The 18,387-nt window shown below is 56.9% G+C and carries 19 protein-coding genes and 1 pseudogene; 7 read left to right on the plus strand and 13 right to left on the minus strand.

Features of this window, described 5'->3' with window-relative positions; translation table 11 throughout:
* Nucleotides 1-394 precede the first annotated feature (394 nt).
* A complete protein-coding gene (locus tag ACIONG_RS06025) occupies nucleotides 395-637 on the minus strand; it encodes a transmembrane sensor/regulator PpyR (RefSeq protein ID WP_213028393.1) in 243 nt (80 codons plus the stop codon).
* 280 nt (nucleotides 638-917) lie between these two features.
* On the opposite strand from ACIONG_RS06025, the gene ACIONG_RS06030 reads away from it, so the two are divergent.
* From ACIONG_RS06030 to ACIONG_RS06040, 3 genes are all read left to right on the plus strand, one after another.
* On the plus strand, nucleotides 918-1,442 hold the full coding sequence (locus ACIONG_RS06030; protein WP_103303488.1) for a sigma-70 family RNA polymerase sigma factor: 525 nt from the start codon (nucleotides 918-920) through the stop codon (nucleotides 1,440-1,442).
* A gap of 4 nt (nucleotides 1,443-1,446) precedes the next feature.
* Nucleotides 1,447-2,409, plus strand: a complete 963-nt coding sequence (locus ACIONG_RS06035; protein ID WP_401297408.1) for a FecR domain-containing protein — start codon at nucleotides 1,447-1,449, stop codon at nucleotides 2,407-2,409.
* Nucleotides 2,410-2,495: 86 nt separating this feature from the next.
* Entirely contained in the window at nucleotides 2,496-4,937 is a 2,442-nt protein-coding gene (locus ACIONG_RS06040; protein WP_401297410.1) for a TonB-dependent siderophore receptor, read from the plus strand.
* A 13-nt stretch (nucleotides 4,938-4,950) separates the two neighbouring features.
* Here the strand turns inward: ACIONG_RS06040 and ACIONG_RS06045 are convergent, their stop codons facing one another.
* Nucleotides 4,951-6,288, minus strand: a complete 1,338-nt coding sequence (locus ACIONG_RS06045) for an XAC2610-related protein (RefSeq protein WP_401297412.1) — start codon at nucleotides 6,286-6,288, stop codon at nucleotides 4,951-4,953.
* 148 nt (nucleotides 6,289-6,436) lie between these two features.
* Between ACIONG_RS06045 and ACIONG_RS06050 the strand changes: the two genes are divergently transcribed.
* The gene (locus tag ACIONG_RS06050) at nucleotides 6,437-6,940 is read left to right on the plus strand and encodes a VOC family protein (RefSeq protein WP_401297414.1); all 504 of its coding nucleotides are present in this window, start codon (nucleotides 6,437-6,439) and stop codon (nucleotides 6,938-6,940) included.
* Nucleotides 6,941-6,975: 35 nt separating this feature from the next.
* Complete coding sequence (locus ACIONG_RS06055; protein ID WP_401297416.1) at nucleotides 6,976-7,809, plus strand: helix-turn-helix domain-containing protein; 834 nt, start codon at nucleotides 6,976-6,978, stop codon at nucleotides 7,807-7,809.
* Nucleotides 7,810-7,993: 184 nt separating this feature from the next.
* Here ACIONG_RS06055 and ACIONG_RS06060 read toward each other — a convergent pair whose 3' ends face one another.
* The 3 genes from ACIONG_RS06060 to ACIONG_RS06070 form a co-directional block, all read right to left on the minus strand.
* Entirely contained in the window at nucleotides 7,994-8,581 is a 588-nt protein-coding gene (locus ACIONG_RS06060; protein WP_401297418.1) for a LysE family translocator, read from the minus strand.
* A gap of 132 nt (nucleotides 8,582-8,713) precedes the next feature.
* Nucleotides 8,714-9,814, minus strand: a complete 1,101-nt coding sequence (locus ACIONG_RS06065; protein WP_401297420.1) for a polyamine ABC transporter substrate-binding protein — start codon at nucleotides 9,812-9,814, stop codon at nucleotides 8,714-8,716.
* A gap of 292 nt (nucleotides 9,815-10,106) precedes the next feature.
* Nucleotides 10,107-11,546, minus strand: coding sequence for a purine-cytosine permease family protein (locus tag ACIONG_RS06070; protein WP_401297422.1), 1,440 nt, complete (start codon nucleotides 11,544-11,546; stop codon nucleotides 10,107-10,109).
* A 324-nt stretch (nucleotides 11,547-11,870) separates the two neighbouring features.
* Between ACIONG_RS06070 and ACIONG_RS06075 the strand changes: the two genes are divergently transcribed.
* Complete coding sequence (locus ACIONG_RS06075) at nucleotides 11,871-12,356, plus strand: flavin reductase family protein (protein ID WP_016987069.1); 486 nt, start codon at nucleotides 11,871-11,873, stop codon at nucleotides 12,354-12,356.
* 150 nt (nucleotides 12,357-12,506) lie between these two features.
* The gene (locus ACIONG_RS06080; protein WP_401297424.1) at nucleotides 12,507-13,550 is read left to right on the plus strand and encodes an LLM class flavin-dependent oxidoreductase; all 1,044 of its coding nucleotides are present in this window, start codon (nucleotides 12,507-12,509) and stop codon (nucleotides 13,548-13,550) included.
* A gap of 112 nt (nucleotides 13,551-13,662) precedes the next feature.
* On the opposite strand, the gene ACIONG_RS06085 is transcribed toward ACIONG_RS06080, so the two are convergent.
* The 8 genes and pseudogenes from ACIONG_RS06085 to ACIONG_RS06120 all read right to left on the minus strand — a co-directional run bounded on the left by ACIONG_RS06085 (nucleotide 13,663) and on the right by ACIONG_RS06120 (nucleotide 18,386).
* Nucleotides 13,663-14,154 carry a hypothetical protein gene (locus ACIONG_RS06085; RefSeq protein WP_401297426.1) on the minus strand — a complete coding sequence of 164 codons (492 nt, stop codon included), beginning with the start codon at nucleotides 14,152-14,154 and terminating at the stop codon, nucleotides 13,663-13,665.
* 38 nt (nucleotides 14,155-14,192) lie between these two features.
* Nucleotides 14,193-14,561 (minus strand): hypothetical protein, encoded by a 369-nt coding sequence (locus ACIONG_RS06090; RefSeq protein ID WP_401297428.1) that lies wholly within the window; start codon nucleotides 14,559-14,561, stop codon nucleotides 14,193-14,195.
* An 830-nt stretch (nucleotides 14,562-15,391) separates the two neighbouring features.
* Complete coding sequence (locus ACIONG_RS06095) at nucleotides 15,392-15,826, minus strand: hypothetical protein (RefSeq protein WP_401297430.1); 435 nt, start codon at nucleotides 15,824-15,826, stop codon at nucleotides 15,392-15,394.
* Nucleotides 15,820-16,260: a hypothetical protein gene (locus tag ACIONG_RS06100; protein ID WP_401297432.1), complete on the minus strand. Its 441-nt coding sequence runs from the start codon at nucleotides 16,258-16,260 to the stop codon at nucleotides 15,820-15,822. Before ACIONG_RS06100 ends, ACIONG_RS06095 begins: the two co-directional genes overlap by 7 nt.
* Before the next feature lie 224 nt (nucleotides 16,261-16,484).
* Complete coding sequence (locus ACIONG_RS06105; RefSeq protein ID WP_213028378.1) at nucleotides 16,485-16,796, minus strand: hypothetical protein; 312 nt, start codon at nucleotides 16,794-16,796, stop codon at nucleotides 16,485-16,487.
* Between the two features lie 356 nt (nucleotides 16,797-17,152).
* Nucleotides 17,153-17,421 (minus strand): annotated as a pseudogene (locus ACIONG_RS06110) (winged helix-turn-helix transcriptional regulator); the annotation flags it as partial.
* Between the two features lie 27 nt (nucleotides 17,422-17,448).
* Nucleotides 17,449-17,706, minus strand: a complete 258-nt coding sequence (locus ACIONG_RS06115) for a hypothetical protein (protein WP_401297434.1) — start codon at nucleotides 17,704-17,706, stop codon at nucleotides 17,449-17,451.
* A 230-nt stretch (nucleotides 17,707-17,936) separates the two neighbouring features.
* Nucleotides 17,937-18,386, minus strand: coding sequence for a helix-turn-helix domain-containing protein (locus ACIONG_RS06120; RefSeq protein WP_315446537.1), 450 nt, complete (start codon nucleotides 18,384-18,386; stop codon nucleotides 17,937-17,939).
* Nucleotide 18,387 lies beyond the last annotated feature (1 nt).

Here is an 18,387-nt window from a genome sequence, read left to right on the forward strand (position 1 = left end):
CCGATGATGCAGGAATCATCGTCGAGACATGGGTCTTGCATACGCCGCGCACTTGTGGGAGCTGGCTTGCCAGCGATGGCGTTGGGTCAGGCAACCTTGATGTCATGGCTGCTGGCCTCATCGCTGGCAAGCCAGCTCCCACAGGGTTTCAGTGTGCTGTCTGGATGATCAGCGAGCTACGGGTCTGGTACTGCGCCAGCACCCGCAGAGCCCGGTGCCGCAGTCGTTGCTGATGATCGCTGAACGCCGATGATGCAGGAATCATCGTCGAGACATGGGTCTTGCATACGCCGCGCACTTGTGGGAGCTGGCTTGCCAGCGATGGCGTTGGGTCAGGCAACCTGGATGTCGGGGCTGCTGGCCTCCTCGCTGGCAACCCAGCTCCCACAGGAAATCAGTGGATGGCGAGTGTGCGGCGGGTCTGATACTGCGCCAGCAGGCGCATGACGTAGCCGATTTTCAGCAAGGTCGGGCCGAGGATGGTCATGGCGTGCATGGCCACCAGCAGCGCGATTGGCATGTTGCCTTGGTACAGATAAGCGCCGTAAATACCCGCCAGCAAGACAATCAGGCCAGCGACGAGCACTTTGCTCGACAGGTGCAGAACGTTCAGCGGACTTTCGAAGAAGGTGAACATAGCGCGGTACTCCTGAGTAGGTACAGAAGCCGTTTCAATTCTTGTGCCAGATTTCCTCCCCCATAAAATCAGCTACTTGCGAAAAAAAGAGTCAATTTGACCCAGATCAATAAAAGTCATTTTGACTCACTGAATTGTCATTAAGACTACACAACTCCACGCCCGTCATCCCAACCACCCAAAAGCAAACCAATATCATTTGCACACCATCCGTCCTTTTGCTTTAATCGCGACCCATTCTTATTTAGACCCGTAACGGTCGCTCTGGACGCTTGCTCTGATGACGGTCGCCGACGCCTCTCTCGTGCAGAATCTCTACCTCAGCCATCACCGCTGGCTGCATGAGCTATTGCGTCGGCGCCTGAGCAACGCGATGGATGCGGCGGACCTGGCGCACGACACCTTCATCCGCGTGCTCAAGCGTCCGCAAACCTTCAATGGCGAAGTTCACGAACGCTCCTATCTGGCGACCATTGCCCGGGGCCTGTGCGTCGATCACTGGCGACGTCGGCAACTGGAGCAGACCTGGCTGGAAACCCTGGCCAGTCGCCCAGCGGACTTGCAGCCCTCGCCCGAGCAACAGGCGATCATCGTCGAAACCCTGCACGAAGTGGACGCCATGTTGCAGCGTCTGCCACAGCGGGTCAGCGATGCATTCATCCTCGCGCAACTGCATGGCATGCCCTACAAACTGATCGCCGAACAGCTCGGCGTCAGCGAGCGGATGATCAAGAAATACCTGGCTCAGGCGATGATGCATTGCGCCATGCTCGAAGCCGAACTCGATGGTCTGCTGATTGAATAGCCCGGTGAACAAGCTCAGCCACGCCAGCCTTGAACAGGCGGCGCAGTGGTACGTGCAATTGCATGACGACCACGTCGCCGAGCACGAGCGCCTGAGCTGGCAGGCGTGGCTGGCGCAAAGTCCTGAGCATCAGGCTGCCTGGCGTTATGTCGAACGCGTCGGCCAGCGCTTTGCGCCGTTGCAGGGCGATAACGAAGCCCACGCTATCAGCCACACCCTGCGCACCAGCACACGCACCTCGATCAGCCGTCGACAGTCGCTCAAAGGGCTGTTGATTCTGGCGGCGACCGGGCTGACCGGTTGGGCCGCGTGGCGCAGTACGCCGATGGTCGAACGCCTCAGCGCGGATCTGTCGACCGGCACTGGAGAAACCCGCGAGGCCACCCTCAGCGACGGCAGCCGCATCTGGCTCAACGCCCTGAGCGCCGTGAATGTGCGATTTGACGCCACGCAACGCCTGTTGCAATTGCATGCCGGTGAAGTGCTGATCGACACCGCCAAGGAGCTGGGCCGCGCCTTTCTGGTCGATACCGAGCACGGACGGATGCGCGCACTGGGCACGCGGTTCAGCGTGCGCCAAAACGAGCGCAATACCCTGCTCAATGTCTATCAGGGCGCGGTCGAAGTGCGTAACCAGCAAGGCGAAAGCCAGGTTGTGCAGGCCGGCCAACAACTGGCCTTCAGCATCGGGCGCCTGGGTAAAACAGCGGCGGCCAGCCCGTCCCGCGAGGCCTGGCGTCAGGGCCTGTTGCTGGCGGATAACCTGCCGCTGGGCGAGTTGATTGAAGAATTGAGCCGTTATCGCCCGGGGCATATGCACTGCGATCCGGCCGTGGCGAGCCTGCCGGTGATGGGTTCGTTCCCGCTCAAGGATACCGATCAAGCCCTGCGTTTGTTGGAAGCGGCGCTGCCCATTCGTGTCGATAAAACCTTCAACTGGTGGGTCAGCGTTGGGCCGAGCGTGTGATTTTTTCGGCGCACGGTTCCCTTTTTGCCGGTTCGTTCGGTTGACCCTCAGCAGCCCCTCTTTTCGTTGATCGCCCCGGGAAATTCATGTTGCGCTTCACCCTCGCCCGCAGCCGTTTCGCCCTGGCCCTGGCATCTGCCTTGCCGGGGGCGTGCGTGTCGATGGCGCTGGCGGCGCCCGCTGTCGATCAAGCGCCAAGGCATCACTATTCCATCGCTGCCGGCCCACTGGTCACGGTGCTCAACCGTTTTGCCGAGCAGAGCGGCGTGTTCCTCGCCGGCCATAACGATCTCGCCGCCGACAAGCGCAGCCCCGGCCTCAACGGCGATTACAGCGTGCGGCAAGCCTTGCAAATCCTCCTCGATGGCAGCGGCCTGCAAGCGCAGCAGCAAAACGGCGGCGGTTTTGTCTTGCGTATCAGCGATACCGCAAGCCCCGTGCAACTGGACGCCACGACGATTTCCGGCAAGCCGCTTGGCGCCATCACCGAAGGCAGCCACGCCTACACCACCGGCCAATCGTCATCGGCCACCGGCCTGCCGCTGTCCCTGCGCGAAACCCCGCAATCGGTCACGGTGATCACCCGCCAGCAACTCGACGACCAGGGCGCCACCGCGATTGCCGACGTCCTGCGTCGCGCGCCGGGCATCAGCGTGCAGAACTACGACAGTGAGCGCTGGGAGTTTTCCAGTCGGGGCGCGCCGATCAGCAATTTCCAGTACGACGGCGTCAATACCGACTACGACGGGGTCTACGATTACGGCACCACCAGCACCGACATGGCGACCTTCGACCGCGTCGAAATCATCAAGGGCGCCACCGGCCTGATGACCGGTTCGGGGGATCCGTCGGCCACGGTCAATCTGATCCGTAAACGCCCGACGCCAGTGCTCCAGGCGGCGCTGAGTGGCAGCCTCGGTTCATGGGATAACGTTCGCACTGAAACCGATATTGCCGGCCCGTTGTCTGCCAGCGGCAACGTGCGCGCACGCTTTGTCGGCGTCCATCAGCAGCGCAGCGCTCACGCCGATCACTACCAAAACACCAAGGACATTGCCTATGGCATCGTCGAAGCCGACCTGACCCCGGACACGCTGCTGACCCTCGGTTTTGACCAGCAGAACACCCGCTCGCGCGGTGCGAGCTGGACCGGGTTCCCGATGTTTTTCAGCGACGGTTCACGGACCCATTTCTCGCGCTCGTTCAACCCGGCCACCGACTGGAGCCGCCGCGATTTCATCAATCAGACGCTGTTCGCCGCCCTCGCCCACCAACTGCAAAACGACTGGACGCTGAAACTCAGCTACGACCGCAAACACCGCGAGCACGACACCCTCCTCGGCTCGGCCAGCGGCGGCAATCCGGACCCGGCAACCGGCGACGGCATGTTTCTGTACATGGGCAAGTTCAAGGGCGATGAGGTGCAGGACAACGTCGATATCAACCTCGGCGGGGCGTTCAGCCTGTTCGGTCGCGAACATCAGCTGCTTATCGGTTTCATGTCGATGAACACCCGGCAGGACAACCCGGTTTACGGCTCGGTCTACCCGCCGCTCAATGGCAGTATTTTTGACTGGCGTGGCGAATATCCCAAGCCCGACATCCCGCAGATCGGCACGGACGCCATCGTTCAGCGCCAGACCGGCGCGTACTTTTCAACGCGCTTCAAGGCCAGCGACGATCTGGCGTTGATCCTTGGCGGACGGGTCAGCGATTTCACCGCCAGCGACCACCTCGACTACCGCGATCCGGCCACAGCGGATGTGCGCGACGGCTACCGCCAGACCGGTGTGGTTACGCCGTACGCGGGCATGGTCTACGACCTCGACGACACCTATTCGCTGTACACCAGTTACACGCGCATCTATCAACCGCAGCTCAGCAAAGACGCCTCGCGCCAGGTCCTCGACCCGGTGCAGGGCGACAGCTATGAAGCGGGCATCAAGGCCGAGTATTTCGACGGTCGACTCAATGCCAGTTTCGCCGTGTTTCGCATCGAGCAAGACAACGTCGCCGAACAGGTCAGCGGCTTCGACAACGAGGCCGTGTACCGCGCCGTGCAAGGCGCGACCACCAAAGGTTTTGAATTCGAACTGGCGGGCGAGGTGGCCGACGGCTGGAACCTCTCCGCCGGCTACGCCTACAACCACACCCGCGATGCCCACGGCAACCCGGTGTACGCCTCGATCCTGCAAACCACCGCACCGGAGCAATTGATCCGGCTATTCAGCAGCTATCGACTGCCCGGCCACTGGCAGAACCTGACGCTGGGCGGCGGCGTCAGTTGGCAGAGCGAGTTTTTCGGCAACGTGTTCCAACCCGATGCTGGCGAGAACGTGCGCATCACTCAGGACAGTTACTACCTGGTCGATGCGATGGCGCGCTATCGCTTCAACGAGCACCTGAGCACCACGCTCAACATCAAGAACCTGTTCGACAAAAACTACTACACCGGGCTCGGCAACTTCGGCACCGGCTTCTATGGCGAACCGCGCAGCCTGCAACTGACCACGCGTTGGGATTTCTGATGGTGCGCGCCGGTTACGGTTGCTTCAGATACGTGCCCCGGAAAGCGTCGTACTCGCCATAGGCTTCCACCCACACGGCACCGTCGAGCAGACGTACGCGGTAGAGCGGCTCAGTCACTTGTTTCTGTGCGATCAGCAGATTGCCCGCCAACAATGGCCACTGTTCATTCACCTGACCGGCCGGTTTGTCCGGTTGCGTGACCGCCATCTGCAGGGACGCCACTTCGCTACCCTGCGGATCGCGGGTGATCTTCAATGTCAGCCATGCCGAGCGCTGATCATCGGTCACCATGACGTAGCGCCCTTCGCGTTGATCGGCCGCCACCGCGGCGAGTTTCTGCGGCGCAATATGGAAACCGGTCGGGCGCGATTCAACGGAATACGAATTGTCCCCGCTGTGCCAGGTCCCGCCCTGGAAGCCGTTCTCATCGGGTTCACCGTCAATAAACCAGTTGCCGGTAATCGTGCCCTGCTCACTGATCTCATGCAGGGCAATGCCGCCATCGTCGTAAGGTTCGCCGACCAGTCGGATGGGTTTGCCGCTGCCACCGCTGTAGCGCACTTCGCCGATGTAGACAGCGCCCTGCAATTGCCACCACAACTGGAAAGCGATTTTCCCGTCGAGCTTGCCGCGCAACATCACCGGCGCCTCACCTGTCGGCCCTTCGAAACGACGTTGCTCGACCCACTGACCGCCCTGCAAATTGCGCTGGGTGATTTCGGTGTAGCCTTTGGGCATGAACGGATTGGCTTCGGAGGGCGCCTGCGCCACTTCGATGGTTTCAGCCACGCGCAGCGGGCGCTGGTCCTGAACCTGCCAGCTCGCACGCTGGCGCCAGCAGCAACCGCTTTTCGACCGGGTGATCAGGCGTTTGCCTGCGCTATCGATCTCGAACATGCCCAGGTTCGGCTCACGGGTCAGCGCGGAGAATGCCTTGTTCGGCATCAATAGCGGATTCGCCGCATCGAACAGGTAAATGTCGTATGACGCCGCCGCGTAACCACCGTCATTGCCGTTGCGCACGGCCAGATCCTGCTGACCATCGAAATTGAAGTCGTCGAACACCAGCAGCCGCTGTTCATCGCAGCGCAGGGTTGGGTCTGCGCCGTCAGTCTTCAACAGCTCGGAAGCGTCGGGTGTTGCGATTGTTTGCAGCACATCGCCGCTGACTTTATCGCGCAGGATGATCTGCGCCGATACCGGGTCGAAGCTGTCTGTCGGCGGCTGCTCGACACGCACGTCGACAAGGTACTTGCCGGCCGGGTCCTGGAGCTGACAGCTCAAGGGAGCCGCGCTGGCCGATGCTGTAGCGAACAGGCAGGCGAAAAACAGGGAACGTGGGGCAACCATGATGCGAAGCGTCCTTGCGGCAAAATCGGGGCGGCAAGTCTATCGACAATCCAATCGCGGCGCACTTGTCGATCTACGGCACCGCCAGTCGACCAAGGACTGACTACGCTGTTAATCCTGCGTGTCTAACCTGCCGAGGATGACTGTCATGCAACGCTTTCAAAAACTCACACCGTGCCTGTGGTTCGACGATCAGGCCGAAGCCGCCGCAAAGTTCTACTGCGCGATCTTCGACCACTCGAAAATCACTGGCGTGACCCACTACAGCAAGGTCGGTCAGGAATTTCACGGCAAGCCGGAAGGTGCGGTGATGACCGTCAGTTTCGAACTCGATGGCCATGCTTTCACCGGGCTGAATGGCGGGCCGATGTTCAAGTTCAGCGAAGCCATCTCGTTTCAGGTCAATTGCCAGAACCAGGAGGAAGTCGACCATTTTTGGGGCAACCTCTCAGCCGGCGGGCCAGTAGAAGCCCAGCAATGTGGCTGGCTGAAAGACAAGTTTGGCGTGTCGTGGCAGATCGTGCCGGTGGCGTTCATGTACATGATGCAAGATCCGGACACCAGCAAATCCCAGCGGGCGATGCAGGCCATGTTCCAGATGAAAAAACTCGATATCGCCGAACTGGAACGGGCCTTTGCCGGCCAGAGCTAATACACTCGGGCGCTGGCCTGCCGGGAATGACGTTGATGAAACACGCTGCCGCGAAAAACCCTGAAAAAGCCCCGCGCTTCTGGCGCGACGACGCCCTGCCCTTCATCGAGGCGCGGGCGATCGCCGATGGTCGCGAGGTGTGTTACGCCCGGCATTCCCATGCGCATTTTTCGATTGGAGCGATCACCGCCGGGCGCAGCACCTATGTACACGAACAAGCGCAGTTCGAAGTCACGGCGGGCACCGTGGTGCTGATGAATCCCGGTGATGTGCATGCGTGCAACCCGATCGATGATCAGCCGTGGTCGTACCTGATGCTGTACGTCGAGACGCCATGGCTGACCGATCTGCAACATCAACTGGGCTTCAGTGCCGAGCTTGCGTTTCGCCGGTTTGCCACCACTCATCTCGCCGACGCCAAGCTGTTCGGCGATCTGAACGGGCTGTACGAGGTGTTGATCGACGAGCAACAGGACGTCTTGCGCAAACAGAGCGTGGCAGTGGAGTTTTTCAGCGATCTGCAATTGCGCCTGAACCCGGCGCAAGCGCCCGTGCGCGAGCCGAATTTCAAGCTCGAACGCGCCGCCGATTACATCCGCGAACATTGCACGGATCTGCTCAGCCTGGATGACATTTGCCTCGCGGCGCAGCTGTCACCGTCGTACCTGATTCGCGCCTTCAAACAGTATTACGGGATGACCCCGCATGCGTTTCTGGTGAACCAGCGCATCCAGTTCGCCCGTGGCCGTTTGCGCAGTGGTCAGTTGATCGCCGATGTGGCGCTGGAAGCGGGGTTTGCCGATCAGGCGCATTTTCAGCGCGCGTTCAAACAGCATCTAGCGGCGACGCCGGGGCAGTATCGCGGCTGACCGGAACGCATCGATGTCTGTGGCGAGGGAGATTGCTCCCGCAGGAGGGCGAAGCACGCCCAAATCCGCAAGAATGCGCTACATCTGGCAGCTCTGGTTGTGCCGGATTGGGGTCGCTGCGCAACCCAGCGGGAGCAAGCTCCCTCGCCACAAAGGTCAGCGTTGGAGTCAGGGTTGCTCCTCGTCAAGGTAGCAGCAAGTAGATCGCACTGACCGCCAACAACCCCGCCATCACTCGATTGAACAAGCGCATCCCTGCCGGATTCCCCAGGTACCCGCGCAAGAATGTCCCGGCATACACCCAGCAGCCCACCGACACATAGCAGATCACCAGATACACCGCCGCAAATTGCCAGACCAGCCGCGCCTCGCCATCGGCGACAAACGCGCCCATCCCGGCCACGCAGGCCAGCCAGGCTTTGGGGTTGAGCCATTGCATCACTGCGCCATAGAGCATCGACGGCGCACGTGCCGAATCGCCAGTGTTCAGTTGCCCGTCATCGCTGGCGAGTTTCCAGGCCATGAACAGCAGAAATGCCACCCCCGCCAGTTGCACCACCCGCGTCATGAACGGCCATAGCTTCAGCACTTCATGCAGGCCCAACCCCATCAGCACCAACAGCAGCACAAACCCCAGCGTCGCCCCGGCGACATGCCGCTGACTGGCACGAAAGCCGAACTGCGCACCGGCACTCAGCGCCACAATATTGACCGGCCCGGGGGTGATGGACGCGGCGAGGGCAAACGCCGCCATCGAAACAATCAGACTCATTGCACACCTTCTTCAAAACGAGGAACAAGGCGCTCAAAGTAACCAGCACCCTGCCCTCGGTATTGAAGAAAATCGCCCTGACCGCACAAATACTTCGTCCATCGACAATCTCTTGCAGGATTGTGCTGATGGTTATTTGTCGGACTTGATGCTGGTCCAGACCCGGGTCCGTACGCGCTCAAGCTTCTGCGGCAATGGCTGGACGACGTAAAGGTTTTTCAGCGCTTCGGGGGTCGGTGTCAGGTTCGGATTGCCGGTGATTTCCTTGTTGATCAACGGCATCGAATCCTTGTTCGCATTCGGGTAACCGAGGAAGTCACTGATCGGCGCAATGACTTTCGGATCGAGCAGGGTGTTGAGGAATTCATGAGCCTCGGCGACGTTCTTCGCGCTCTTCGGAATGGCGAAGGTATCGAACCAGATCGGCGCGCCTTCCTTCGGCAAACGCCAGTCGACCACCACGCCATTGCCCGCTTCTTTGGCGCGGTTGCCGAACTGATAGAAACTGCCGGAGTAACCGATGGCCACGCAGATATCGCCATTGGCGATGTCTGTCATGTATTTGGCCGAGTTGAAGTAGGTCACGTACGGACGAACCTTGAGCATCAACTCCTTGGCTTTTTCATAGTCGGCAGGGTTTTGGCTGTTGGGGTCGAGGCCGAGATAATGCAGGGCCAGCGGCAAGATCTCCGAGGGCGAATCGAGCATCGCCACACCACAGGATTTGAGCTTCTCCATGTTTTCGGGTTTGAACACCAGATCCCAACTGTCCACCGGTGCGTTGTCGCCCAGTGCCGCCTTGACCTTGGCCGGGTTGAAGCCGATCAGCACGGTACCGACCATGTAGGGCACGCCGTACTGATTGCCGGGGTCGTTTTTGTCCAGCAGCTTCAACAGTTCCGGATCCTGATGGCTCCAGTTCGGCAGCTTGGTCTTGTCGAGTTTCTGGAACACGCCGGCCTTGATCTGCGTATCAAGGAATTGGTTCGACGGCACCACCAGGTCGTAACCGGAGTTGCCGGTCAGCAGTTTGGCTTCCAGGGATTCGTTGGTGTCGAAGGTATCCCAGGTCACTTTGATGTTGGTTTTCGCGGCGAAATCCTTGGGCACGGACGGCAGGATGTAATCCGCCCAGTTGTACACCCGCAGTTCGCGCTGCTCGGCGTGGACGGCGCTGGCCAGCAGCGTCAGCCCACACACGGTGGCACCCAGAATGCGTTTCATCGTGACCATGGTTGTTTCCCCAAAAAGCGGCGTGAGTTCGATGGTTTTTATGTTCTGTACACGGCAGCGGCGTTAAAGGTCGCCGAGGGCAAAAAGGTCTGGCGTCTCGTTATGGCTTTGATTCTTGCTGACCGCGCAGACGGATCACAGTGGGGGATTGGCCAAAAGGGGATCGATGTGGCCAATTTGAATGACCGCTGGAATGCGGAGGACCGGGCGAGCATCACTTGTGGCGAGGGGATTTATCCCCGATGGGTTGCGAAGCGGCCCCCTCAACCAAAGGACACCGCATTCGCAGATTTCACGACTGCTTCGCAGCCGATCGGGGATAAATCCCCTCGCCACGCCCCAACCGCACCGCCCTGCTCTGCTGCGTCTGGCCGCGCGTTGCCAGGCAGTAATACAGCGGAACGGTCACCACCAAGCCGACCAGCCACGACAGATCCGCACCATCGACCAGGTTGGCGTAAGGCCCGACGTACAGCGAGGTATTGGCGAACGGCAGCTGCACGATGATGCCGATGAAATAGGCAATGATCGCGTGCAGATTGAAGCGCCCGTAAATCCCGCCGTCGGCGCGGAAGATCGAGGTGATGTCGTAGTTGCCGCGCTTGATCAGGTAGAAGTCGATCAGGTTGATCGACGCCCACGGCACCAGCACCAGCAACAGCGCGAGAATCAGCCCGATGAACTCGGAAATGAAATCCGCCGACGCCCCGAGCGCCACCACACAACAACCAGCCAGCACCACGCTCGACAGCACCACGCGCACCTTGATGCTCGGCGTCCATTGGCTGGCGAAGGTCTGGATCGAGGTGATGATCGACAGCACCGCGCCGTACAGATTCAGCGCGTTGTGGCTGATGATATTGAGCAGGAACAGCACCATCAGAATCGGCCCCAGCCAACCGGTCGACTGCTTGACCGCGACCATCGCTTCGGTGCCTTCCGGAGTCGCCAGCACGGCCACCGCGCCAAAACTGAACGACAGAATCGTGCCCAGTGTCGCGCCCAAATAGGTGGCCCAGAATGGCTTGGCAATACCGATGTCCGCCGGCAGATAGCGCGAATAATCAGAGACGTACGGCGAAAAGCTGATCTGCCAGATGATCCCCAGCGACACCGTCGCCAGCCAGCCGGACAGGTTGAAACTGCCACGGTTGAGAAAATCCGCCGGCAAGTCATGGGCAAAGATGTAAATGAATCCCGCCAGCAGCGCACTGCCCATCACCCAGGTACCGATGCGATTCAGCGTATGGATGAAGTTGTAACCGATCACGCCGATCGCCGTAGCGGCCAGCGCGCCGATCAGGATACTCAACGGCGCGGGCACCGACGGCGCAATCCCGACGATGGATTTACCGGCGAGCACGATGTTGGAAATGAAGAAACCGATGTAGATGATCGCCGCAAAGAACACGATCAACAGCGCGCCGTAACGCCCGAACTGGCCACGGCTCTGAACCATTTGCGGAATGCCCATGCGCGGGCCCTGTGCCGACGCCAGCGCAATCACCACCCCACCGATCATGTGCCCCAGCACAATCGCCAGCAGCCCCCAGAGTAAGTCGAGATGGAACACCTGAACCACCATGGCGCCCGTGACGATGGGCAGTGGCGCAATGTTGGTGCTGAACCAAAGAGTGAAAAGGTCGCGGGCCTTCCCGTGGCGTTCCGCGAGTGGGACGTAGTCGACCGTGTGATTCTCGATCAATGGATCTTGCCGGGACATCTGGGACATATGCATGAACTCGAGTTTGTCTGTTCTTATCGTTGTATGAAGCCAAACCGGGAGGACTCTCTGGTCGCCCCTCAGATGCAAACCATATTATGGTATTCCAAACAATTCACAAGACTGATCCGTAGTTTACGGCGCTATCTGATGCGCCATCCTCGCTGATACCGCAGCTCAGCGGCCAGCCGAAAGCCCCATAAACATTGAGTTTCCGACGAACGCGGTACGTTTATCGGTTCAGCTTAAAAGCCCTTGCAAAGATAAAATAGTGGTATACCATCAGACCAACAAACACATAAAAACAGCGTCACAACACCCGAGGATCGTCCAATGATCGATGCGGCCATCTACAAACAAGTCATGGGTTCGTTCCCGTCCGGCGTAACCGTGATCACCACCCTGGATGACGACGGACAGATCGTCGGCCTGACCGCCAGCGCCTTCAGCTCGCTGTCGATGGACCCGGCCCTGGTGCTGTTCTGCCCCAACTACAGTTCCGACTCCTATCCTGTCCTGATCAAGAACAAGCGTTTTGCGATTCACGTCCTGTCCGGCGGCCAGCAAAGCGAAGCCTACGCCTTCGCCCGTAAAGGCAAGGACAAGGCGCAAGGCATCGAGTGGACGTTGAGCGAGTTGGGCAACCCGATCCTGGCCAATGCAACAGCTATCATCGAGTGTGAGTTGTGGCGGGAATATGAAGGCGGCGACCACGCCATCATGGTCGGCGCGGTGAAGAACCTCATCGTTCCCGAACAGATCGCCGGGCCGCTGGTTTACTGCCACGGCAAGATGGGCGCCCTGCCCGTCCTGGCCTGACCTCAGGCAAACACAATCCAATGTAGGAGCGAGCCTGCTCGCGAAAGCGGTATTACTGGCAACGCCTATAGCGACTGACACGCCGCTATCGCGAGCAGGCTCGCTCCTACAGTTTTGTAGCCAAAACAACAAAAGATCCGAGGAAGCGTCATGAAATTTTCCCTGTTCATCCACATGGAACGCTGGGACGAAAGCGTCAGCCACCGTCAACTGTTCGAAGACCTGACCGAACTGACCCTGATGGCCGAGGCCGGCGGTTTCAGCACCGTGTGGATCGGCGAACACCACGCCATGGAATACACCATCTCGCCGAGCCCGATGCCGTTGCTCGCCTACCTCGCCGCGAAAACCACTACCATCCACCTCGGCGCCGGCACCATCATCGCGCCGTTCTGGCAGCCGCTGCGGGTGGCCGGCGAATGTGCACTGCTCGACGTGATCAGCAACGGCCGCATGGAAGTCGGTCTCGCACGCGGCGCTTATCAAGTTGAATTCGATCGCATGGCCGGCGGCATGCCCGCCTCATCCGGCGGCCAGGCTCTGCGGGAAATGGTCCCGGTCGTGCGCGCCCTGTGGCAAGGCGACTATGCCCACGACGGCGACATCTGGAAATTCCCCACTTCCACCAGCGTGCCGAAGCCGATTCAGCAGCCGAACCCACCAATGTGGATCGCCGCCCGTGACCCGGATTCGCACAACTTCGCCGTGGCCAACGGCTGCAACGTGATGGTCACGCCGCTGATGAAGGGCGACGAAGAAGTCCTCGATCTGAAGAACAAATTCCAGACCGCCCTGGACAACAATCCTGATGTGCCGCGCCCGCAACTGATGGTGCTGCGCCACACCCACGTGCACACGGCGGATGATCCGGACGGCTGGAAAATCGGCGCGAAAGCTATTTCACGTTTCTACCGCACCTTCGATGCGTGGTTCGGCAACAAGCAAACCCCGGTGAACGGCTTCCTCGCGCCGAGCCCGGAAGAGAAGTTTGCCGGGCGTCCGGAGTTTGAGCTGGAGAGCCTGCACAAAACGGCGATGATTGGTACGCCGGAAGAGATTATTCCGCGGATCAAGTATTACCAGGAGCTGGGGGTGGATGAGTTCAGTTTCTGGTGTGACAACAGCTTGCCGCATGCGGAGAAGAAGAAGTCGTTGGAGTTGTTTATCAAGCACGTGGTGCCGGCGTTTCGTTAAGTCACTGCCGATGGCCAGCCGAAATAAAAAGCCCCGAGCAATTCGGGGCTTTTTATTTTAAATCGGAAAATGCATATTCCTGCCTGCGAACTCAACCACTTTTAAAGCAACATCACACTCGCGCCAATAAACGGCGTGCACGCTCGGACATTTCAGCGTTATCAACCTTGGCCAGCAATTGCAATTTTTCTCTAGCCTTATCTGTACCGATCTCGTGTAAAGCATAAATGCATTTCACACCCAGAGCATGCTCGGAAGCGATATACGGATAGCAGGTCAGCGCCGTCTTGAATAAATAGTCGACCGCCCCAGGGTATCTGAAAACCTTCAACTCCCTTGCAATATCCTCGTGACTGATGTGCCATTCTTCAACGAGTAAGCGGCATAACACATCCGCACAGTCTTGAGTGAAACCGAACACCGTACCGAATATCAGCAAGCATTCCACGCTGTCAGCGTCTTTAATTTCAAGCGCAGTTTCCAGTTCAGCACGCAGGTAATCTTCGGGGATATCCCCACCATTAAATAAGGACTCAAGAAAACAGTCTGTTGAGATCCGATGCGACACCAGATCAATCATCAAGTCCTGCTGTTGTTGATTCATAGCCCGCCTCCGAAAAAACTGCTCCTATCGCCAGATTTTTATTCATATCCAGGAAAATCAGGCGTAATTTTACAAACAACACCCGCTGACACAAGAATATTTCTAGCCTGTAAGACCTCCTGCGCCTGACCGCTGAATACCAGAGCATCGCTTTGCTGGAGTGTAAGCCTGGAAATCAAATAATTTTGACCCGTCACCTCGGAGACAGCCTTTACCTGGGCTTGATTCCGATAGTCGCCGCGACAGCGAATTTCATACCTGCACCTATCCAGCTGGATGCCGGGCATATTCGTTGTCACTACCGACCAGTCACACTGATCGCATCGTGTTCCCTGGGTACTTCCTTCTTCGATGAAGATCAAATTGCCTCCACACTGCTCGCACTTCACGCCATAGGATTCATTCATTAGGGGTTACCACAGTCAATAATCCGAAGACTCGCCTCTTCTGCAGATCCGCAACGGCTATACACCGCTCATCGGCTTGAAGTCATCAATGGCTGGTGTTTTGCGTCAGTCTTTACTGGATCGGCTTCCTGCACATCAACTCCAGCATCACGGCGCACACGTCGCTTTTTCTATCAAGACGCCCACTGGGTTTTTTCAGGAAACTCGCCACTCACGAAAAAACGAGCCAATTTCATACCGACTCTATCTGACCATTGACCTTTCGCATCCAATGGACACTCCCTTAGAACAGCAATAGTTCCCTTTATTTTATCCAGCCTTATCAAACCCACCTCCATCCCGCGGCCAAACGTATACTCAACATACTCCTTAGTCTCTGCAGTTCTATCCATCTCTATATAAAACGCCATATCGGCTACTCAACTCAACAAATGAACAATAAATAGGCCCAAAACAAAATCAACACCCCCACTTACCTCTACCCCAAACAAGCTTTATATTTCACCAAAACCGAACGACAGGAAAGAATGGCGTCGTCTACGTCATGTAAAATACAAGGCCAAGCTTTGGCAAAGCTCAAAAAAACTTTCAAGTACAGAATCCTTTCAATGGGTCGAACTGAAAGCTTAGCGGGCAGCAAGGCTAAAATGTCGGCAAAATTTTACGTATTTTTTCAGCCAATTATATTGAACTTGGTCTCCCCCCATTTACTCCATGTCTCGACCAGTCTACTCAACTGGAATTTCGCGGATCGTATTGCTGAGCGTTAGGTAGGCGGAAAACGTGGCTATCAATCTCAATCGGAAACCATGCAGGCTTTTTCTCCACATTCACTTCCAATAGAACTCCACGCTACACGAACCACCTCTTGGGTCCAATTGTGAAGATACAGTCCCCCATACAAAATCATAAGCTATTAGAATTTCATTTTTTTTCTGAGGAATACCAAACAGCTCATTTAATAAGGCGTCGTGTTTGATCTTTAGCCCTTCGAGATCACGCCCATTACCACTTATCAATGCGAACCCAAATTTTTTCAGACAACCTTTGAAAAAACCGAAACTCACATTAACTTGGCGACCTAAAATGCAATGATTCCAACTGGAAAACAGCATCCAGCCATTACCCATATCTATTTCACCATCAAATTTAACACCCTGCTCAACAAGCGCAGTGAACGTTAAATCTTTTCCAATCTCGATATGATCATCTAGATAAACACACCCACTTTTAATATCTTGCCTAAACACAACAGTAGTTAACACAACGAAAACTCCGAGCGAATATGATCCGCCAACCCAACCAAATCCTCGTACGCCAGTGGGCCAAGTAGCGGTTCGTGAATAGATAAATACACTGCAGCAGCCATATTTGTCATACCGCATTCACTCGCCTCCAACAGCCTTGTGGGAGCGATCATAAAGTTAGTCCCCGGTAGATTTTCGCGTGACCGACCAACAAACGACCATGGCAAAGCCCCCTTGTAGCCATCCACCGCGACCCTCAACTTATCAATTTCATCTTCGGCAACACACTTAAACCTGAAAGCGATAAAAGGGGGAAAAGCAGAATGATCTTCTCGCCGAATTTCATTTCCAACCCACACCTCAGGAAACCTCTGCCGATACTTCCGCCACTCCAAGGCGCCGATATCAGCAATAACATTTAGGAGTTGGCCTTCTTCATTCTCAATCTTCATAGACTAAAGACCCTTTAAATTATTTGAGATTTTGACACCCTCAGGTTTCATCCCTTTGATGTGCTTCTCCCAAACACTTTTAGCAATCGGTCAAAGAGAGACGGGAGAAAACGGGGACAGACCAGGCTTTTTTGAGTAAATTTGAAAGCCGTAGCCAAACCCCCTTTATCTAAACGTGGCCTGTCCCCATTTACTCCTCACCATTCATCTCTCACCGGGATGACTCATTTCAATAACTGGCTCGGAACCGCTCTGCCTGTTTGAAAGTCGAGGTTATAACTACCACCATCCCACCTGTAAGCTTTGAGCTGTCCCCCCTCCACAAAAATATGGGTGAATGCCCCCCCATCCGAATCAAAATCAGAACTCACCTGCCAAACTACGTTTCCCACGTTATCAACCAGAAAAATATTGCTTGAGCACTCCTTCGAACCGTATAACGCCTCCTGACCCAGACGATCAAGTAGAACAACACTAAACAACTCTGAAACGGCAATAGCTTTTGAAACTGCATCCATCTCAATAACTCTAGTCATCACAAGGCCCTCGAAACCCCAAAACTTTCACTTGGTATCAGTTCTTCGAGGCTTGGCTGCTGCTCTTCGAGCAAGCGATTCTGACGTTCGCGAATCAGGTCGGTTTCACCAGGAGTGGGTGCAGCGAAAGCACTTTGGACTGAAGGCAGGTACAGCAACGCTACGCACAACCTCGTCACGAGGACGGGTGAGTACATGTTCGATCCCTCGAGACGGAAAGTGACATCACAATAGTGGCTCGATACTAGATGGCCACCATTTTGGCGTCAAACAATCGTTTCGACCTTGCGTCGGGTTTGTATCGAGGATTGAACAATGGGAGCTACCACGGCTCCGCGACGTAGCGCCTTCGCCAATCAGTGCTCAACAGCCAGGCGGGTTGCGCCATCCTCCGGTGCCAGCACGGGGCCATCAGCGGCCATCAATTCCAGCTTGCGAATAGGCTGCCGATGCATCGCATCGACCATCACCGAGTCCAGCTCGCCCGGTGTGTACATGACTCGCCGACCCACTGCGACAACGCGACGATCATCGTTTGCAAGGCTTTGCCGCGCTCCGTCAGCACGTATTCCTTATAGGCGCCGCCGTCAGGGGCGGGCACCGTCTGCAGAATCCCCTGCTCCACCGAAACGACTGCCTCACACCTGATCCATCAAAGCTTGCAGACACTTGTAAACTCGTCCAGTGACATGACCGCACCTGCATCACTTTCCGGCAATAGCACATCCCTCACCACGACTGTACGCGCTTCAAAATCAATCACGACATCAAACAGATTAAAAGTGAACTCACGAATGCACACGACCCCGTCGGACTGTTGGGAAGTGAAAATTTCCGTGCGCAACAATTCACAAATTCGCCAGTCAAGTTCCTCATCCAGGAAGCGCTGGAATAGCTCACTTATCATCAAGATTCAATCATTCTCTTGTAAGTCAACAGTTCGCGATCTCTAACGGTGTAGATCGACTCGTACTGAAAAGAAAGCGAGAAGCGAGTATTGATGACCTTTACAGTCGCTGACATAAAGTCATCCAACTCTTTTGCGCCTTCTGCCAGTCAAAGAACATCAATAAAAATACAACCATTAAGCCTGGCAACTATCAGGTGAACGTCACAGACAACCGCAACAGACCTCGTCCGTCAATGCTCAACACTCAGCTTGGTCGCCACGTCTTCCGGCGCTAATAGACGGCCATCAGCGGCCATCAATTCCAGCTTGCGAATCGGCTGCCGATGCTTCGCATCGACCATCACCGAGCCCGGCTCGCCCGGTGCGTACATGAACTCGCCGCCCCACTGCGACAACGCGACGATCACCGTTTGCAAGGCTTTGCCGCGATCCGTCAGCACGTATTCCTTATAGGCGCCGCCGTCAGCGGCGGGCACCGTCTGCAGGATCCCCTGCTCCACCAGGCTTTTGAGGCGGGCGCTGAGCATGTTCTTGGCGATATCCAGATTCTTCTGGAAATCACTGAATCTGCGAATGCCATCCAGCGCATCACGGACGATCAACAACGACCACCAGTCGCCAATCAGATCCAGCGTGCGGGCGACGGGGCAGGCATTACCCTCAAGACTTTTGCGCTTCATT

Origin of the sequence: Pseudomonas sp. NPDC087817, assembly GCF_044742875.1 — a bacterium.
In the GTDB taxonomy this organism is placed as follows: domain Bacteria; phylum Pseudomonadota; class Gammaproteobacteria; order Pseudomonadales; family Pseudomonadaceae; genus Aquipseudomonas.

Excerpts from the sequence above, each read along its gene's own strand:
- ACIONG_RS06100 (WP_401297432.1), bottom strand. The coding sequence starts at position 16,260 with ATGAAGATTGAGAATGAAGAAGGCCAACTCCTAAATGTTATTGCTGAT.
- ACIONG_RS06075 (WP_016987069.1), top strand. The coding sequence starts at position 11,871 with ATGATCGATGCGGCCATCTACAAACAAGTCATGGGTTCGTTCCCGTCC.
- ACIONG_RS06055 (WP_401297416.1), top strand. The coding sequence starts at position 6,976 with ATGAAACACGCTGCCGCGAAAAACCCTGAAAAAGCCCCGCGCTTCTGG.
- ACIONG_RS06065 (WP_401297420.1), bottom strand. The coding sequence starts at position 9,814 with ATGGTCACGATGAAACGCATTCTGGGTGCCACCGTGTGTGGGCTGACG.
- ACIONG_RS06050 (WP_401297414.1), top strand. The coding sequence starts at position 6,437 with ATGCAACGCTTTCAAAAACTCACACCGTGCCTGTGGTTCGACGATCAG.
- ACIONG_RS06120 (WP_315446537.1), bottom strand. The coding sequence starts at position 18,386 with ATGAAGCGCAAAAGTCTTGAGGGTAATGCCTGCCCCGTCGCCCGCACG.
- ACIONG_RS06045 (WP_401297412.1), bottom strand. The coding sequence starts at position 6,288 with ATGGTTGCCCCACGTTCCCTGTTTTTCGCCTGCCTGTTCGCTACAGCA.
- ACIONG_RS06105 (WP_213028378.1), bottom strand. The coding sequence starts at position 16,796 with ATGACTAGAGTTATTGAGATGGATGCAGTTTCAAAAGCTATTGCCGTT.
- ACIONG_RS06070 (WP_401297422.1), bottom strand. The coding sequence starts at position 11,546 with ATGTCCCAGATGTCCCGGCAAGATCCATTGATCGAGAATCACACGGTC.
- ACIONG_RS06085 (WP_401297426.1), bottom strand. The coding sequence starts at position 14,154 with ATGAATCAACAACAGCAGGACTTGATGATTGATCTGGTGTCGCATCGG.
- ACIONG_RS06040 (WP_401297410.1), top strand. The coding sequence starts at position 2,496 with ATGTTGCGCTTCACCCTCGCCCGCAGCCGTTTCGCCCTGGCCCTGGCA.
- ACIONG_RS06090 (WP_401297428.1), bottom strand. The coding sequence starts at position 14,561 with ATGAATGAATCCTATGGCGTGAAGTGCGAGCAGTGTGGAGGCAATTTG.
- ACIONG_RS06060 (WP_401297418.1), bottom strand. The coding sequence starts at position 8,581 with ATGAGTCTGATTGTTTCGATGGCGGCGTTTGCCCTCGCCGCGTCCATC.
- ACIONG_RS06080 (WP_401297424.1), top strand. The coding sequence starts at position 12,507 with ATGAAATTTTCCCTGTTCATCCACATGGAACGCTGGGACGAAAGCGTC.
- ACIONG_RS06025 (WP_213028393.1), bottom strand. The coding sequence starts at position 637 with ATGTTCACCTTCTTCGAAAGTCCGCTGAACGTTCTGCACCTGTCGAGC.
- ACIONG_RS06030 (WP_103303488.1), top strand. The coding sequence starts at position 918 with ATGACGGTCGCCGACGCCTCTCTCGTGCAGAATCTCTACCTCAGCCAT.